Annotated in this window: 10 protein-coding genes and 1 tRNA gene; 3 read left to right on the top strand and 8 right to left on the bottom strand. The window is 67.4% G+C overall.

Features of this window, described 5'->3' with window-relative positions:
* Positions 1 to 136: 136 nt before the first annotated feature.
* Positions 137 to 1189, top strand: coding sequence for a hypothetical protein (locus HFP89_RS01335; protein ID WP_168715842.1), 1053 nt, complete (start codon positions 137 to 139; stop codon positions 1187 to 1189).
* Positions 1186 to 2994 (top strand): M14 family zinc carboxypeptidase, encoded by a 1809-nt coding sequence (locus tag HFP89_RS01330; RefSeq protein WP_168715841.1) that lies wholly within the window; start codon positions 1186 to 1188, stop codon positions 2992 to 2994. The genes HFP89_RS01335 and HFP89_RS01330 overlap by 4 nt, the downstream gene beginning before the upstream one ends.
* A 28-nt stretch (positions 2995 to 3022) precedes the next feature.
* On the opposite strand, the gene HFP89_RS01325 is transcribed toward HFP89_RS01330, so the two are convergent.
* Entirely contained in the window at positions 3023 to 6460 is a 3438-nt protein-coding gene (locus tag HFP89_RS01325) for a methylmalonyl-CoA mutase family protein (protein ID WP_168715840.1), read from the bottom strand.
* Between the two features lie 139 nt (positions 6461 to 6599).
* Here HFP89_RS01325 and HFP89_RS01320 point away from each other — a divergent pair, with 139 nt between their 5' ends.
* Positions 6600 to 6962, top strand: coding sequence for a metalloregulator ArsR/SmtB family transcription factor (locus HFP89_RS01320; RefSeq protein WP_240955815.1), 363 nt, complete (start codon positions 6600 to 6602; stop codon positions 6960 to 6962).
* 6 nt (positions 6963 to 6968) lie between these two features.
* Here HFP89_RS01320 and truB read toward each other — a convergent pair whose 3' ends face one another.
* The 7 genes from truB to htpG all read right to left on the bottom strand — a co-directional run bounded on the left by truB (position 6969) and on the right by htpG (position 15317).
* Positions 6969 to 7847, bottom strand: coding sequence for a tRNA pseudouridine(55) synthase TruB (gene truB, locus HFP89_RS01315; protein ID WP_168715839.1), 879 nt, complete (start codon positions 7845 to 7847; stop codon positions 6969 to 6971).
* 63 nt (positions 7848 to 7910) lie between these two features.
* Entirely contained in the window at positions 7911 to 8258 is a 348-nt protein-coding gene (rbfA, locus tag HFP89_RS01310; protein ID WP_168715838.1) for a 30S ribosome-binding factor RbfA, read from the bottom strand.
* A gap of 1 nt (position 8259) precedes the next feature.
* Positions 8260 to 10851, bottom strand: a complete 2592-nt coding sequence (gene infB / locus HFP89_RS01305; RefSeq protein ID WP_168715837.1) for a translation initiation factor IF-2 — start codon at positions 10849 to 10851, stop codon at positions 8260 to 8262.
* 65 nt (positions 10852 to 10916) lie between these two features.
* Entirely contained in the window at positions 10917 to 12425 is a 1509-nt protein-coding gene (nusA, locus tag HFP89_RS01300) for a transcription termination factor NusA (RefSeq protein WP_168715836.1), read from the bottom strand.
* 115 nt (positions 12426 to 12540) lie between these two features.
* The gene (gene rimP / locus HFP89_RS01295; protein WP_168715835.1) at positions 12541 to 13041 is read right to left on the bottom strand and encodes a ribosome maturation factor RimP; all 501 of its coding nucleotides are present in this window, start codon (positions 13039 to 13041) and stop codon (positions 12541 to 12543) included.
* A 175-nt stretch (positions 13042 to 13216) separates the two neighbouring features.
* A tRNA-Met gene (locus HFP89_RS01290) sits at positions 13217 to 13293 on the bottom strand.
* Between the two features lie 56 nt (positions 13294 to 13349).
* On the bottom strand, positions 13350 to 15317 hold the full coding sequence (htpG, locus tag HFP89_RS01285) for a molecular chaperone HtpG (RefSeq protein WP_168715834.1): 1968 nt from the start codon (positions 15315 to 15317) through the stop codon (positions 13350 to 13352).
* Positions 15318 to 15387 lie beyond the last annotated feature (70 nt).

Raw genomic sequence — 15387 nt, 5'->3', positions numbered from 1 at the left:
CCATCGGACGCTCGGGGACAGTCTGAAGCAGCTCGAGCGTGCCGCGCTTGCGTTGGGTCAAATCGTCGTCCGGTCGGGGTCGCCGGACGCCGGCGCCCGAATTGTCCCCGGCCCCGGAATCCGATAGGCTCGCGGCATGAACCTCGTCGCCCCGGTCACCCTGCTTTTCGCGGTGCTCATTGCCAGCGCTGCTGATGCCGAGGTGCTGGACCCGGCGGAACTCGCGGCCCTGCAGGCCAGCGCCCGCGCCGATCTCGAGGCGGCCGCCGGCAGACCCGGCACCGGCGAGGCCGCCGACCGAGCCTTCGAGCGTGCCTGGATCGAGACCGACCCGGAGCGCCGGGAGGCCATGCTGTCGGCCTGGCTGCGCGACTGGATCGGACCCGAGCCCGGATTTCCGGTTCCATCGGGCCGGCTGGAGCGACTGCTGGACCTGCCGCCGACGGTCCGCACGCTCCATCCCGACCACCCCGGCCGCAGCCACCCGGCCTTCAACGTCGCCATGCTGGCGCGAAACCGGATCGCCGAACAACAGCTACGCACGCTGGCCGAGCGCTGGACCGATCGACCGGATGCGATCACCACGGGGCTGGCCGCGCCGCCGAATGGACAGGAATTCCGGGCCGCGCTGCGTGCGCTGACCCGATCGGCCCCGGCCGCCCGGGACGAGGTGCTGGACACCCTCCAGAACCGCCTGGCCAAGGGGGCCCGCCCCGACCACGTCCAGCTGGCCCTGGTCGACAAGGGTCTGCTCGGTCCGGACACGCTGGACGCCTTGATCGACCGGGCCGAGCCACGCGTGGCCCTGGCCGCGTTCCGCGAGGCGGTCCGCGGCGCGTCCCCCGGACCGGTCTCGCTGCTTCGGCGCGCACTGGACCGCCCGGAGCTCGGCGGCCTGCCCGTTCACCACGCCGCCCGCAGCTCCGACGCGTCGCTGCGCGCACGCGTGTGGGGCCTGCTCGACGAGCCGGAGCGCGGTGCCGACGCGGCGCTTGCGCTGGCCGAAACCGCGCCCGGGCTCGAAGCCCGCATCGACCGCAGGTTCGACGCAGCCTCCGAGCGCGCCCGGCTGCGCATGCTGCTGGCGCTGCATCTACGCGATTCTGCCGCCAGCCGGCGACTGTTGAAGGCCTTGCACGAGGATCGGCTGACAGCCGACGAATCCGCGCTGGTGGAGCGCTGGCAGTGAACGTGCGCACCGTCGCCCGGAAGCACGTCGTCTCAGCGCCGGTCGTCCTGGCGCTGGTCCTGCTGGTGCTGCTCGCCGTCCCGGCCCACGGCCAGCAGCGCTACACCTATGTCGAGTCCCCGAGCGGCGGCAGCAGCTTCGCGCTGGGCTATCCGCCCCCGGTGCCCGAAGACTCGACCCTGCCGTTCGACGGCTTCCGGACCTGGGCCGCGCTGCACGCCCGCCACCAGGACCTGATGATGCTCAACGACTTCATCGACGGGACCGTGGTCGGCCAGACGCGGCTCGGGCGGGATATCTGGGCCTACGCGATCACGACTCCGGCCGCCGATACGCCGGACGGTGGGCCGAAATCCTCGGCCCTGATCAACGGCGGCATTCACGCCCGCGAGTGGGGCACCCCGGAACTGACCACCGGGCTCATCGAGGGCTTCGCCGCAGGCGCCGGCGACGGGTGGCTGTACGACTACCTGCTCGACCACGTGCGCTTCACCGTGCTGCCGGTCAACAACATCGACGGCTTCCTGCAGACCCAGCGCTACCCGACCGAGGTCCTGGTCGGCGAGGATCCGCGCACCGACCAGTGGCCGCGCGACGGCCGGATGCGGCGCAAGAACCTGCTCGACGCCGACGAAGTCCTGGACACCGTCGGTGATCACCTGTTCGGCGTCGACCTGAACCGGAACAATCCGCCGTTCTTCGACCCGGGCGGCTGGACCGACGTCGAGACCGACCTGACCTACCACGGCCCGTTCGCGCAGAGCGAGCCGGAGACCCGGGCCCTGGCCGCCGCTGCGGTCCATGCCGGCGAGGATCGGCTACGCTGGTACCAGGACACCCATTCGTTCACCCAGCTGTTCTTCTCCTCGCGCACCGAAAACGATCGTCGCAATTCCATTCAGGACGCACTGCTGTCGACCTACAGCCGCTTCCACGATGCGCTGTCGGAGGAGCGTCACGGCCACGGACGGCTCTATCGCGACGTCCGCGATCCGATCGGCGCCGGAATCGGCACGACCGCCGAGTACTTCGCCTACGCCTACCAGATTCCGAGCTGGACGCTGGAGATCGAGCCGGCCAACGGCGGCGAGGACTACGGCGGCTTCGGCGCCAACCACGATGGATTCATCCTGCCGGAGTCCGAAGTCGCCCGGCTGCGCGAGGACATGGCGATCACCCATGCCGTGGTCGCCTACCGGATGGCCGGTCCGCCGTCGGTGAGAACGGTCGAGATCCACAGCTCCGACGGCCGCTGGCCGGTCCTGACCGCCGAATGGACCAGGACCGCCGACGGCCAGCGGTCGCTGGAGGCCCGACTCCGGGAGCCGCTGCTGCCCGGACTCGACTATCGGCTCCGGATCACCTTCGACAAGCCGATGCGCTGGCTCGACCGGCACGGGGAGGTTCGGACGGCGCCCGGGCACTCGGTCCGCCTGGAACCGCTGATCTGGCTGGGCTCGCCGACCGCCGCGACGTTCTCCGTGGACACCTCGGCGGGCCGATGGCAGGTGCCGGGCGATCGCTACGCGACCGACACCTTCGAGGTGGTCTTCCAGCTGCCCGAGAGCCTGGATCCGGGCGCGGCCCTGGCCAGCATCCAGACGCTGGTGATCAACGCATCGGACTTCACCGGCCAGCCGCTGGACAGCGACCCGTCGACCGCCGTCGACTGGGCCGACGGCGGCTGGACCGGCTACGAGAACAGCCAGGGAACGCCCGGGGATTCCGGCGGCTCCGATGCCACGCTATCGGTCCTGACGACCACGCGCGGCCTCGCCCGCATCTGGCTGCGCCGGCGCGGTTGACCCGCGGTTCCGACGTCGAGCGCAACGGCTACATGTTGCGTCGATACTCTCCGCCGACCGCGTACAGCGCATGGCTGATCTGGCCGAGCGAACACCGCTTGACCGCCTCGATCAAGGCTTCGAACGTATTGCCCCGCTCGCGCGCGACGTCCTGAAGCCTCGCCAGCCGCTGCTCGCCCTCAGCGGTGTTGCGCCGCTGGAAGGCACGGACGTTGGCAACCTGCTGGTCCTTCTCGTCGGTCGTCGAGCGCATCAACTCGATTTCGCCGCCTTCCTGCTCGGCCCCCTCGGGCGGCAGGAAGGTGTTGACCCCGATCAACGGCAACGAACCGTCGTGCTTCTTGTGTTCGTAGTACAGCGACTCTTCCTGGATCTTGCTGCGCTGGTACATGGTGTCCATTGCGCCGAGCACACCGCCGCGCTCGGAAATGCGCTCGAACTCGGCATAGACCGCCTCTTCGACCAGGTCGGTGAGCCGATCGATGGCGTGACTGCCCTGGAACGGGTTCTCGTTGAAGTTCAGACCCAGTTCCTTGTTGATGATCATCTGGATCGCCACGGCCCGCCGCACCGATTCCTCGGTCGGGGTCGTGATCGCCTCGTCGTAGGCATTGGTGTGCAGGCTGTTGCAGTTGTCGAAGATCGCGTAGAGCGCCTGCAGCGTGGTCCGGATGTCGTTGAACTGGATCTCCTGGGCGTGCAGCGAGCGGCCCGACGTCTGGATGTGGTACTTCATCATCTGCGAGCGCTTGTTGGCGCCGTAGCGCTCGCGCATCGCACGCGCCCAGATGCGCCGCGCGACGCGGCCGATGACGGCGTATTCCGGATCCATGCCGTTGGAGAAGAAGAACGACAGGTTCGGGGCGAAGGCATCGATGTCCATGCCGCGAGCGAGGTAGTACTCGACGATGGTGAAACCGTTGGACAGCGTGAAGGCCAGCTGGCTGATCGGATTCGCGCCGGCCTCGGCGATGTGGTAGCCCGAGATCGACACCGAGTAGAAGTTGCGCACGCCGTGGTCGATGAAGTACTGCTGGATATCCCCCATCATGTGCAGCGCGAATTCGGTCGAGAAGATGCAGGTGTTCTGCGCCTGGTCCTCTTTCAGAATGTCGGCCTGGACGGTGCCGCGAACGACCTTCAGGGTGTCGGCCTTGATCCGGGCGTAGGTCTCGGCATCGACCAGCTGATCGCCGGTCACGCCGAGCATTCCGAGGCCGAGGCCGTCGTTGGTCTTCGGCAGCGTGCCGGCGTATTCGGGCAGGTCCGCACCGAGCAGTTCACGCCGCCTGGCCTGCGCGTCCTCCCACTGCCCGGATTCCTTCAGGTGCTTTTCGACCTGCTGATCGATGGCGGTGTTCATGAACATCGCAAGGATCATCGGCGCCGGGCCGTTGATGGTCATCGACACCGAGGTCGCCGGGTCGCACAGGTCGAAGCCGGAGTACAGCTTCTTCATGTCGTCCAGGGTCGCGATCGAGACGCCGGAGTTGCCGACCTTGCCGTAGATATCGGGTCGCTCGGCCGGGTCTTCGCCGTAGAGCGTGACCGAGTCGAACGCGGTCGACAAGCGAAGCGCCGGCTGGCCCTCGGACAGGTAGTGGAACCGGCGGTTGGTGCGCTCGGGCGTACCCTCGCCGGCAAACATCCGGATCGGGTCCTCGTTGGTCCGTCGATACGGGTAAACGCCGCCGGTGTAGGGGTAGTGCCCGGGCAGGTTCTCCTTGTGCAGGAACACCATCAGGTCGCCCCAGTCGCTGGTCTGCGGCGCGGCGATCTTCGGAATCTGCAGCTTCGACAGCGACTCGCGGTAGTTCGAGCCGGTGATTTCCCGGCCCCGCACTTCGTAGCTGTAGGCGTCGGCCTCGACCGAGGCCTTCAGGTCCGGCCAGCCGATCAGGCGATCGCGGGCGTGTTCGGGAATCGACTTCAGCGCCTCGTTGTAGCGCTCGGCGAGCAGCCTGCGCTCCCCGCTGTCGGGCAGCGTCGGAAACGTGTTCAGCGGCTCGGGAAGGCCCGCGGTGTCGAGCTCGCGCAGGACCTCGTAATAATGCTGGGCGCGCCGCGCCTCTTCGGCCCAGCCTGCGATCGACGCGTTCAGGGCCCGGCCCTGCTCGGCGATCTCGGCCAGGTAGCGTACCCGCTGGCCCGGAATCAGCACCGTACCCCTGGGCTCGACCGCCTCACCGGCGATGTCCGGCTCGAAGTCGCAGCGCGGCCCGCGACGATCCAGCCCGCGCACCAGCCGGCAGAGGTTGGCGAACATCCAGGTCACGCCCGGGTCATTGAACTGGCTGGCGATGGTCGGATAGACCGGCACCTGCTCATCGGCCAGGTCGAATTTCAGTCGGTTGCGCTTCCATTGTTTCCGTACATCGCGCAGCGCATCCTGGCTGCCTTGCCGATCGAATTTGTTCAGCACCACCAGCTCGGCGAAGTCGAGCATGTCGATCTTCTCGAGCTGGCTGGCCGCGCCGTACTCGGAGGTCATGACATAGACCGGCAGATCGACCAGGTCGACGACCTCGGAATCCGACTGGCCGATGCCGGCGGTTTCCAGGATCACCAGGTCGAACTCGCAGCGGCGAAGGAATTCCAGGCTGTCGCGGACGACTTCGGAGGTCGCCAGGTGCGCGCGGCGCGTGGCCATGGAGCGCATGAACACGCGGTCCGACCGCAGCGTATTCATCCGGATCCGGTCGCCGAGCAGCGCGCCGCCGGTGCGGCGCCGGGTCGGGTCGACAGCCAGCACGGCGATACGCATGTCCGGGAAGTACTGCAGGAAGCGATTGATCAGCTCGTCGGTGACCGACGACTTGCCGGCGCCGCCGGTGCCGGTCAGACCGATCACCGGGACCGGGCCATCGACCGGCCGGGCGAGCTGGGCCTGCTGGTGTTCCGACAGCCTGCCGGTCTCGATCGCCGACAGCGTCGCGGCGATATCGCCGGCGGCCAGCGCGTCACCGCCGCCGGGCAGTCGCGCGGCGCCCTGCGCCCGCTCGTCGCGGGCCTTGCGAGTCCGTTCGACCAGGTCGCCGATCATCTCGGCCAGCCCCATCTTCATGCCGTCGTCGGGGTGATAGATGCGGTTCACGCCGGCCGCCTCCAGAGCACGGATCTCGGCCGGCGTGATCGTCCCGCCGCCGCCGCCGAACACCTGGATATGCTTCGCGCCCTGCTCGGCCAGCGTATCGACCATGTACTTGAAGAACTCGTTGTGCCCGCCCTGGTAGGAACTGACGGCGATCCCGTCGGCGTCCTCGCAGATCGCGGCCCGGACGATCTCGGCGACCGACCGGTTGTGGCCGAGATGAACGACCTCGCAACCCTCGGCCTGGATCAGCCGTCGCATCAGGTTGATCGCGGCATCATGGCCGTCGAAGAGGCTGGCGGCGGTGACGAACCGCAGCGGCGTGGCCGCGCCCCGTTCGGGACGTCGGGAAACGGATTCGGCGCTCTGGGACATGGCTTCTCATCCAGGCTGGGAAAGCCGTTCATTCTACCCGGAGCGGCGTCCAGGCCGGACCGTGCCGGATCGGCCAACGATCGCGAATGCGGTACACTGCGAGGCCCTGATGGACGACCACGACCGGGCAGGACCCGCGATGACGCAAGCCGAACCCAGACCAAGCACCGCAGACTACCGCCTCGAAGGCATGCCGCTGACCGAAATGGCGCGCCACGCGGAAGATGCCGCGCAGTTCCTGAAGCTGATGGCCAACCCGCACCGGCTGATGATTCTCTGCCACCTGCTCGAACAGGAAATGTCGGTCTCCGAGATCAACCGCCACGTCCCGCTTTCGCAGTCGGCGCTGTCCCAGCATCTGGCGATCCTGCGCAACAGCGGCATGGTCGCCACGCGTCGAGAGCAGCAGACGATCTACTATCGATTGGCCAATTCGGGCGTCCAGGCCATCATGGACCAGCTCTATCAACAGTTCTGCGCCCCGTCCAACGGCGAGCGCTGACCCGCTTCATTCGGGATGGATCAATCGGCGCGGGCCCAGCGTCTGCCGCTCGTCGATCCGCCCCAGCCCGAGAAAGATCCCCTCGCTGTACATCCGCACCGGGTCGCCCGGCGGCGCCGTGCAGCGCACCGCCTGACCCTGTCGAATCCGCGCAGCGGCATCGGCATCGATGTCCACCGAGGGCAGCCCCGGCAGTGCCCGGTCGGGCGGCATCATCCGGGCACGGGCGGCCTCCTCGCCGTCGTCTTCCAGCGTTTCCAACGTGACCGCATCGGCCAGCGCGAACGGCCCGGAACGCTCCCGGCGCAGCGCCGTGAGATGCGCACCGCAGCCCAGCGCCGCTCCGATATCCATGGCCAGCGAGCGGATGTAGGTGCCCTTGCTGCAATCGACGCGAAGCGCCAGCCGAGCGCCGTCGACGGCGAGCAGGTCGAGTTCGTGGATGATGACCGGGCGCGGCGGGCGCTCGACTTCGATCCCGGCTCGGGCCAGCTCATGCAAGCGCCGACCCTCGTGTTTCAGTGCCGAGACCATCGGCGGAACCTGCTCGATCGGCCCACGGAACCGGTCCAGCAGCCGGTCGAGACCTTCGCGGTCCAGCGGCGGCACCTCGGCCGTCGCGATGACCTTGCCGTCGGCATCCCCCGAATCGGTCGACACGCCCAGCTCGAGTTCGGCCAGGTAGCGCTTGTCGGCATCGAGCAGGAAGGCCGAAACCTTGGTGGCTTCGCCGAAGCACAGCGGCAGCAGCCCGGTGGCCATCGGATCCAGAGCGCCGGTATGCCCGGCCTTGCGCAGACCGAGCAGGCGCTTGGCCCGGCCCAGCGCCTGGTTCGAGGTCAGGCCGGGCGGCTTGTCCAGCAACAGGATTCCGGAGCGTGACATGAGTGGTGTCGGGAGAAACCGTCGGATCGCAGTCGGGCGAGCGGCCAGCGCCCGGATCGGCCGTCAGGAATCGCGAGGCTTGCGCGCGGCAGCCAGCAGTTGTTCGATACGCTGACCCGACTCGGTCGACGTGTCGTGGATGAACCGCAGCGCAGGCACGATGCGCAGCCGGACGCGGCCGGCCAGTTCGTGGCGGATCGCCGGCGCGGCTTCGGCCAGCGAGGCCATCACCTCGCCGGCGTGTTCGATCTCGAGTACCGAGACGTAGACCCGGGCATGGGCAAGATCCCGCGAGACCTCGACGTCGGTCACGCTGATCAGCGACGGCAGTTCGCGCTCGAAACCGGACCGAACGATGTCGGCCAGCTCGCGCCGGAGCAGTCCGGCGACCCGATCGGAACGTCCGGCCACCTCAGTCCTCCAGCGTCCGCGCCACTTCGTAGCGCTCGAAGCACTCGATCTGGTCGCCCGGCTTGACGTCGTTGTACTGCTTCACGCCGATCCCGCACTCGGTGCCGGCCTGGACTTCCTTGACGTCGTCCTTGAACCGGCGCAGCGACTCGAGTTCGCCCTGGAACACCACGACGTTGTCGCGCAGCACTCGGATCGGGTTGGCACGCTTGACCACGCCCTCGACCACCAGGCAGCCGGCGATGGCACCGAGCTTGGACGAGCGGAACACGTCCTTGACCTCGGCCAGGCCGATGATCTCTTCCTTGATCTCGGTGCCGAGCAGGCCGGAAATGGCCTTCTTCACATCGTCGATCGCCTCGTAGATGATCGAGTAGTAGTTCAGGTCGAGATCGGCCTCGCTGATGACCTTTCGGGCCGACGCATCGGCACGCACGTTGAAGCCGATGATGATCGCGTTCGAGGCCTGGGCCAGCGATGCGTCGGACTCGGTGATGCCACCGACGCCCGAAGACACCACGTTGACCTTGACTTCGTCGTTCGAAAGATTGGTCAGCGCATCGCGCAGCGCTTCGGCAGAGCCCTGGACATCGGCCTTGATGACCAGGTTCACGGACTGCTGATCGCCGACCGAGCCCTCGCCCATCTGGTCGAACAGGTTCTGCAGCTTCGCCGCCTGGCGCTCGGCCAGCCGGCCCTCACGGGCCTGCGTCTTGCGCTGATCGGCCGCTTCGCGCGCCTTGCGTTCGTCGGCCACGACCAGCACGTCGTCGCCGGCGTTCGGCACCCCGGACAGACCGAGAATCTCGGCCGGAATCGAAGGACCGGCCTCGTCGATCGGCTGACCCGACTCGTCGAACATCGCGCGCACCCGGCCATACTCCTCGCCGGCCAGCACCATGTCGCCCTTCTTCAGAGTCCCGTCGAGCACCAGGATCGTGGCGACCGGGCCCCGGCCCTTGTCCAGCGCAGACTCGACCACCACGCCGCGGCAGCGCCGATCGGGAACGGCCTTGAGCTCGAGCACTTCGGCCTGGAGCAGGATGGCGTCCAGCAGCGAATCGATCCCTTCGCCGGTAATCGCGGAGACCGGAACGAAGATCTCTTCACCGCCGTAATCCTCGGGCACGACTTCCTCGGCCGACAATTCGTTCTTGACGCGGTTGAGGTCGGCCTCCGGCTTGTCGATCTTGTTGACCGCCACGATCAGCGGCACGCCGGCCGCACGCGCGTGCTGGATCGCTTCCTTGGTCTGCGGCATCACGCCGTCGTCGGCGGCCACGACCAGGACCACGATATCGGTGGCCTGGGCGCCGCGAGCGCGCATCGCGGTGAACGCGGCGTGGCCCGGCGTATCCAGGAAGGTCACCACGCCGTTTTCGGTCTCGACGTGGTAGGCACCGATGTGCTGGGTGATCCCGCCGCTTTCGCCGGCGGCCACCTTGGCGCGTCGGATGTAGTCGAGCAGCGAAGTCTTGCCGTGGTCGACGTGGCCCATCACGGTCACGACCGGCGGACGGGTGACGGCATCGCCGCCCTCTTCCTGGGCGACCAGTTCGCTCTCGATGTCCTTGTCTTCTGCCGGACGGGCCTCGTGGCCCATTTCCTCGGCCACCAGGATCGCGGTTTCCTGGTCCAGCGCCTGGTTGATCGTGACCATCGAGCCCATGTTCATCAGGGCCTTGATCAGGTCGCCGGCCTTGACGGCCATCAGCTTGGCCAACTCGCCGACGGTGATCGACTCGGGAATCTCGATCGCGCGCCGGACCGGCTGGGTCGGCATCTGGAAGCCGTGCTCGCCGCCGACGCTGGAGGACTTGCCGCGGCGCTTCGGCTTGCGACGCTTGCTGCGGCTGGCCACGTGGAGCTCCTCGCGGCCATAGCGGGTCTTGCTGCCCTTGCCGGCCTTGCGCTTGGCTTCCTTCTCCTCGTCGCGCTTCCGACGCGCCTCGCGCTCCGATTCCAGGCGAGCGGCTTCGGCCTCGGCGCGCGCACGGGCCTCGGCCTCTTCGCGCGCCTTCTGCTCGGCTTCGCGCATCTTCTCTTCTTCGGCCTGGCGCCGCTCGCGCTCGGCCCGCTCGATCTCGCGGGCTTCCTCGTCGGCCTTTTCAACCGCTTCGAGTTCGGCCTTGCGCTTCTCTTCGCGCTCGCGCTCGGCAAGTTCGGCCTGCTCGCGCTGACGGCGCGATTCTTCGAGGGCCTTCAGCGCTTCTTCGCGCTCGGCATCGGGCTGCTCGGCCTCGGCGATGGCGCCGCGCTTGACGTAGGTGCGCTTCTTCCGGACCTCGACGTTGACGGTACGCGAAGGGGCGGCGCCACGACCGCGGGTGCGGCCGGCACCGCCGCTGGGCACCTTCAGCTCGCTGACGGTCTTGCGCCTGAGCGTCACCCGCTTGGGCGAGTCGGTATCGTCGCGTGACTCGGACTTGCCGTGCGACGTACGCAGAAACGCCAGCAGCTTCTTCTTGTCGTCGTTGGTCACGGGCGCGTCGGCCGCCTCGATCTTGATGCCGGCTTCCTTGAACTGGGCCAACAGTCGATCGGGCGTGACACCGAGCACCTCTGCCAATTGCGTAACGGTGACCTGCGACATTCAGACTCCTTGCTGTCTTCGATGCAACTTCATTGATTTCGTGGTTCGAGCGCGTCGACGCTGGCTCAACCTTCTTCGGTGAACCAGTGCGAACGGGCTTCCATGATCAGCGTGGCGGCGGTTTCCGGATCGAGATCCTTGACCTCCTCCAGTTCGTCGACCGCACATTCGGCGAGATCGTCACGGGTCCGGATGCCCTGCTCGGCCAAGCGGAACGCGATCGCCTCGGTCATGCCCTCGAGGTCGAGCAGGTCCTGGGCCGGGCGGTTCTCCTCGAGCTGCTCCTCCGACGCGATCATCTGCGTCAGCAGGGCATCGCGAGCGCGCTGGCGCAGCTCGGCGACGATGCCTTCGTCGAATTCCTCGATGGCCAGCAGTTCGGATTCCGGCACATAGGCCACTTCCTCGACGTTCGAGAAACCTTCCTGGACCAGGATTCCGGCCAGTTCCTCGTCGACATCCAGCTTCTCGACGAACATCTGCAGCACCGAACGGGATTCTTCCTCGCTCTTGGCCTCGGCATCCTCGACGGTCATGACGTTGAGCTCCCAGCCGGTCAGCTCCGAAGCCAGGCGGACGTTCTGGCCACCGCGGCCGATGGCCTGCGACAGGTTGTCTTCCTCGACCGCGACATCCATGCTGCGCGCGTCCTCGTCGACGACGATCGACGCGACCTCGGCCGGCGCCATCGCGTTGATGACGAACTGGGCCGGGTTCTCGTCCCAGAGAATGATGTCGATGCGCTCGCCGCCGAGTTCGTTCGACACCGCCTGGACGCGTGATCCGCGCATGCCGACGCAGGCGCCGATCGGGTCGGTCCGCGAATCCAGCGCGTGGACGGCGATCTTGGCCCGGCGTCCGGGATCACGGGCCGCACCCTTGATCTCGATCAGCTCCTGGCCGATTTCCGGCACCTCGATCTTGAACAGTTCGATCAGCAGATCGGGCAGCGTGCGACTGACGAACAGCTGCGGTCCGCGCAGTTCCGCGCGCACTTCGTACAGGAAGCCGCGCAGGCGATCGTTGATGCGCACGTTCTCGCCCGGAATGGTGTGACGCGACGGCACGAAGGCTTCGGCATTGTCGCCCAGGTCGAGGTAGATTCCGCCGCGCTCGAGCCGCTTGACCTGGCCGGACACCAGTTCGTTGACCCGGTCTTCGTAGGCTTCGACGACCTGTGCGCGCTCGGCCTGGCGGACTTTCTGGACAATGACCTGCTTGGCGGCCTGGGCCTCGATCCGGCCGAATTCAGGCGCTTCCATCGGTTCCTCGACGTAATCGCCGATCTGCAGGTCGGGGTCGAGTTCCAGCGCGTCGGCCAGCCGGATCTGGCGATCTTCGGATTCCAGCTCGACCTCTTCGGCGTCATCGGAAATGACTTCCCAGCGGCGGAACGCCTCGTAGTCGCCGGTCGTGCGATCGATCGCGACCCGCGTGTCGATGTCCTGCGGATGGCGCCGGCGGGCCGCCGAGGCCAACGCGGCTTCGATCGCCTCGAAGATGATGTCCGGCGAAAGGCCCTTCTCGTTCGAGACCGCTTCGGCGACCGCCAGAATTTCCTTGCCTTTCTTCATTCCTGTGCTTCCGGTTGCTGATTCAATGGAGGTCGATGATCCCCGGCGGGGCCGTTTCCTGCTCGACCTTTCGTCAACTCCTTCGTCGACCCGTGTGCGAAATCGCTGTGCGACTTCACTCGGCGACGTCGCCCGTTCGCGCCTCGCCGGCCATCAGGGCGTCCCAGTCGGGCTTCAGATTGGCCCGCCGGATCGCATCGAACGGCACATCGACGATCGCTCCGTCGATCTCGATCTCGACCCGGGCGTCGTCGGCACCGCGCAGGATGCCGGTCAGCTTGCGTCGTCCGTCGATCGGGGCGTGCAGCTGCAGCACCGCCTCTTCACCGGCGAACGCGGCGTACTGCCCGGGTTCGAACAGTGGCCGCTCCACGCCCGGCGACGAGACCTCGAGGCTGTACTGGCCCGACACCGGATCCTCGACGTCGAGCAGTGCCGAGACCTCTCGACTGACATCCGCGCAGTCGTCGATCGAAACACCGTCGGGCGCGCGGTCGATGAAGATACGAACGAGGCGGTTCTTGGGGTTGGACAGGTACTCCACCCCGACGAACTCGAAGCCCATCGCCTCGATCGCCGGCTTCAGCAGCGCCTTGAGATCGTCCTGGACCGCCATGCACGCGCCTCCGTCGTCTTCGTGATCTTTTCGTCCGCACCCGCCGCCGGATCGGGCCGACCGGACGCGAACTGCGGGGCAGCTCTGCTCCGCTTCAAGCCGCGGTGAACATCCGGCAGAATGCCCGAAAACAAAAAAGCCCCTGAAGACCAGGGGCTTTCTTGCACCGATGACCTGGTAGCGGGGGCAGGATTCGAACCTGCGACCTTCGGGTTATGAGCCCGACGAGCTGCCAGACTGCTCCACCCCGCAATCGAGCCGAGAATTGTATCGGAAGATGATTTTCTTTGCAAGCCTCCGGGGCAAAATCAATCCGGCGAACCGATGTTCGGAGCTTCGGGCTGGTGGTCCGGTGATCGAACGGCGGCAGCGTCCGCGCCCGCCCAGGCCGCATGAAGCATGGCGTTCACCCGCCGCACGAAACCCGCCGGATCCTCGAGTTCCCCGCCGTCGAGCAGCACGGCCTCGTCGAACAACAATTCGGCAATGGTCGCGATGCGCTCGTCGCCATCGGGCAGGTCGCCGAGCAGCCTGACCAGCGGGTGTGCCGGGTTGACCTCCAGGCGGGGGCGAATCGGCGGCAGCGGCTGCCCGGCCTGCTCCAGCATCCGGCGCATGCGCGGATCCAGCCCGATCGGGTCGACCACGCAGCTGGGCGAATCGGTCAGCCGGCGCGAGAGGACGACTTCACCGACCCGCTCTCCGAGCGCCGCGGCGACCCGTTCGACCCGGGCGTCCGACGCCGCGGCGGCCTCTTCGGCATCGTCGCTGTCGGCGTCGTCGCCGGGCGGACCCTCCGACACGGGTTTCAGCGGCGTCCCGTCGAATTCGAACAGGTGCCCGACCACCCAGGTATCGATCGGGTCGGTCATCAGCAGCACTTCGATGTCGCGCGCCCGGAAGGCTTCGAGCTGCGGACGGGTCTTCGCCTGGGTCACGCTCTCGGCCGTCAGGTACCAGATCGCTTCGACGCCGTCGCCGGCGCGCGCCTTGTAGTCGGCAAGACCGACGGAATGCGGTGCATCGTCGCGCGTACTCGAGAAGCGCACCAGGCGTGCGATCCGCTCTCGGTTGTCCGGATCCTCGATCAGGCCTTCCTTGAGGATCGCACCGAAGTCGCGCTGGAAATCTGCCCACGGCGCGCCGCCCGTCTCGGCCAGTTTCTCGATCATCGCCAGGCCGCGCTTGACCACGGCGGCGCGGATCCTGGCCAGCAGCGGGCTTTCCTGCAGCAGCTCGCGCGAAACGTTCAGCGGCAGATCGGCCGAATCGACCACGCCGCGCAGAAAACGCAGGTAGCGCGGTACGAGCTGCTCGGCGGCGTCCATGATGAACACCCGCTGGATGTAGAGCCGCACGCCGCGTCGGTCGTCGCGGTTCCAGGCCAGGTCGTACGGCGCCTGGCCCGGCACGTAGAGCAGCAGCGAGTAGCTCTGGGTGCCCTCGACATGGTGGTGAGCCCAGGTCGACGGCGGCCGGGTATCGCCGGTCAGGCCTTCGTAGAACTCGCGGTAGGCCTCGTCGCCGAGTTCCTGCCGCGGCCGGGTCCAGAGCGCCTGCGCCTCATTGATCGGCTCGACGGTGTTCGCCGATTCCCGGTCGTCGGCCGCGCCGCCGTCCAGATGGATCGGAAACGCGACGTGGTTCGAATAATGCTTCAGAATCGAGCGCAGCCGCTCGGCGTCGAGCAGGTCCCGGTGGTCTGCGCCGATCTCCAGTTCGACGGTGGTGCCCGGCCGCTCGCGCTCGATGGCCTCGAGCGTGTATTCGCCCTGCCCGTCCGAGCGCCAGCGCACGGCCTGATCGGACGGGACGCCGACCCGCCGGGACTCGACGGTGACCCGGTCGGCGACGATGAACGCCGAATAGAACCCGACGCCGAACTGCCCGATCAGCCGCGCATCCGCTGTTCGATCGCCGCTGAGTTGCTCCAGGAACCTCGCCGTGCCCGAACGGGCGATGGTGCCGAGGTTGTCGATGACGTCCTGGCGGGTCATTCCGATGCCGTTGTCTTCGATCCACAGCCGGCCGCGCTCGGCATCGAAGCGCACATGAATGGCCGGGTCCGCCGCCAGCGCCGCGGCGCCCTCGTCGGTGAGGGCCTCGAAGCGCAGCTTGTCGAGCGCATCGGAAGCGTTGGAGACCAGCTCGCGCAGGAAGATCTCCCGGTTCGAGTACAGCGCATTGATCATCAGCTTCAGCAGCTGGTGGACTTCGGCGCCGAAGACATGGGTCTCGACGTCGGCGGATGAGCGGGTGGACGGCGTTTCTGACATCGGTTTCGACGATTGCTTCACGAAGACCTGGCGTAGATGGGCGGTGACCGGCATTTTTTCAAGGCCCGCC

Source organism: Wenzhouxiangella sp. XN79A (assembly GCF_012272825.1).
Lineage (GTDB): Bacteria > Pseudomonadota > Gammaproteobacteria > Xanthomonadales > Wenzhouxiangellaceae.
The sequence above is the reverse complement of the archived record's forward strand: the minus strand, read 5'-3'. Positions and strand labels throughout refer to the sequence as shown.

Coding starts and splice junctions, on each gene's coding strand:
- HFP89_RS01335 (WP_168715842.1), top strand. CDS start 137: ATGAACCTCGTCGCCCCGGTCACCCTGCTTTTCGCGGTGCTCATTGCC.
- HFP89_RS01320 (WP_240955815.1), top strand. CDS start 6,600: ATGACGCAAGCCGAACCCAGACCAAGCACCGCAGACTACCGCCTCGAA.
- rimP (WP_168715835.1), bottom strand. CDS start 13,041: ATGGCGGTCCAGGACGATCTCAAGGCGCTGCTGAAGCCGGCGATCGAG.
- truB (WP_168715839.1), bottom strand. CDS start 7,847: ATGTCACGCTCCGGAATCCTGTTGCTGGACAAGCCGCCCGGCCTGACC.
- infB (WP_168715837.1), bottom strand. CDS start 10,851: ATGTCGCAGGTCACCGTTACGCAATTGGCAGAGGTGCTCGGTGTCACG.
- htpG (WP_168715834.1), bottom strand. CDS start 15,317: ATGTCAGAAACGCCGTCCACCCGCTCATCCGCCGACGTCGAGACCCAT.
- nusA (WP_168715836.1), bottom strand. CDS start 12,425: ATGAAGAAAGGCAAGGAAATTCTGGCGGTCGCCGAAGCGGTCTCGAAC.
- HFP89_RS01325 (WP_168715840.1), bottom strand. CDS start 6,460: ATGTCCCAGAGCGCCGAATCCGTTTCCCGACGTCCCGAACGGGGCGCG.